Source organism: Pseudomonas sp. P5_A2_2 (genome assembly GCF_054177685.1).
Genome location: NZ_JBGCUL010000960.1, coordinates 1 through 1,665, shown reverse-complemented (window position 1 = coordinate 1,665; position 1,665 = coordinate 1). Strand labels below are relative to the sequence as shown.

The window sequence follows — 1,665 nt, the reverse complement described above, 5'->3', positions numbered from 1 at the left end:
CTGCAATGTTGGGCCAAAACCATTGATGTGGCAGCAGCTAAAGTGGCTTCGGTTATGCTAAGCCAAGCATTTGAAGATGCGCTCATCGATGGTATCAGGGAGGACGGTTCAATCTATTGGCCTGGCAGTGGGATATGCCGCTGTTTACGTGAAGCGGAAACCAAGCTTGCCAAAGGTGGCTGGACTCGACTGGAAGCAGCCATCCACTGGATTGGTGGTACCTATCCAGAGCAGACGCCCAAGCGCTACGGTTGCAGCGACTGGAAGCATGCCCTGCGCGAGTCACAGCAGTTCGAAATACGAAAACCCCAAGCTGATAATGAACCTACTGCCGTCTGGTATCGCAGCAAGGTCAGCTGAATGGAAAACTGAATCGTCCTTCCTTTTGTAAGCGCGCTGACTGACTGCTTCTGGCCGGAAACTGACGTTGACGAGAGGCAGCTGCCGGACAAAGCCTGTCTGCTGGACTCGGCTGAAATAAACCCAGGGCTGCCGTCTTGGAGAGGCCGATTAGAGTAGAAGAAATGAATATGCGCCCAGTTTTCAAACGAAGTAGGCGGTGGTTGAGCGCATTGTTAGCTGTTACCACCATCCGTTGCTATGTAGGACGGTTTTTTTGTAAAAGTCTATGTTTGCGCGGAGTGCATAAAATGCACTTACTCCATATTTAAGGGCATTGGATAATTCGGGGTATCCGAGCGCATCTAGAAGAAGACTTAGGGCTATAACAATGGCAACTGACAAGATTAAGTATGTGATTGATTTCTTCCACATTCCTTTGGATAGGTAATATATTGGGCCGAAGAGATACGCCAATATGTTAAAAGAGAAGGCTTTTCTTCGCTCCGGCTTTGGAAGATTTTTGAGGTTGGGTAGCTTTGGCCCGCCTGCATGAGCGATTGCCTTGAAGCGCTCTTTCCAAGCTGCAGAAATCGGTAGGTTTTCTATCATTTCGTCAGTCGGTTGTTCGTTTAGTTCGAGAACCACTGCGGTGGGTGGGGAGTAGGGATTATGAGATTCCATGAGGCTTCCTTGTTGATGGTGGCTAACTATAAGTAGACGGCAGAAGTAGCGTAGTATTTTCCGTCGTTTCTGTCGCATAACGTTCCTTGCTCATGCGTAACTCCCTGTTTTGCTTGAGTGTCGCGCTAGAAACACGAAATGAGGCGAGTAGGAATGGCGGCATTGTCTTTGGCCTCATTGCGGAGTCTAGCAGCGCGCCCGAGGTCTGCTATTGGCCGATTCTGTTGAAAAAGTCGGCCATAGTTTCCACGATAGAAAAGTACGCGCTTGAGATTGAAACCTCTACATTGAGCAGAGGATTCCGGGCTCAGATTTCGCGTAGCGGCGCGCAAAAAAGGCGTTTTCAGCGGTCAGTATGCGGTCAATCTGGAAGAACCGACTTTTTCAACAGAATCGGCCGATTTCTGCCTGTCACCAAGGGCAGCAACCGACCCAAAGCTGTCATTAACAGAGGGACATACCGCTGCTTCGTAGCTGACCTGTAAAATAGGTACCGGGCGGCACCACGCCGGTTGAACACTGCCTCGTAGTTGCCAGCACGGGCAGCGCAAAGCGACGACTCCCACTTCAACGAATCAAACCAACTGGCATGCGGACCTTAGTCACCGGTTTGCTGTTCCATCATGTGGGGTTGTCGTGAGT

At 50.3% G+C, this 1,665-nt stretch carries 2 protein-coding genes; one reads left to right on the top strand and one right to left on the bottom strand.

The genetic code is table 11. The features are described from left to right. A partial coding sequence (locus ACXRVY_RS27785; RefSeq protein ID WP_458238807.1) for an OST-HTH/LOTUS domain-containing protein occupies nucleotides 1-360 on the top strand: 360 nt, incomplete at its 5' end. A gap of 222 nt (nucleotides 361-582) precedes the next feature. Here ACXRVY_RS27785 and ACXRVY_RS27780 read toward each other — a convergent pair. Continuing rightward, nucleotides 583-1,023, bottom strand: a complete 441-nt coding sequence (locus tag ACXRVY_RS27780) for a DUF2628 domain-containing protein (RefSeq protein ID WP_457266196.1) — start codon at nucleotides 1,021-1,023, stop codon at nucleotides 583-585. Between the last annotated feature and the right edge of the window lie 642 nt (nucleotides 1,024-1,665).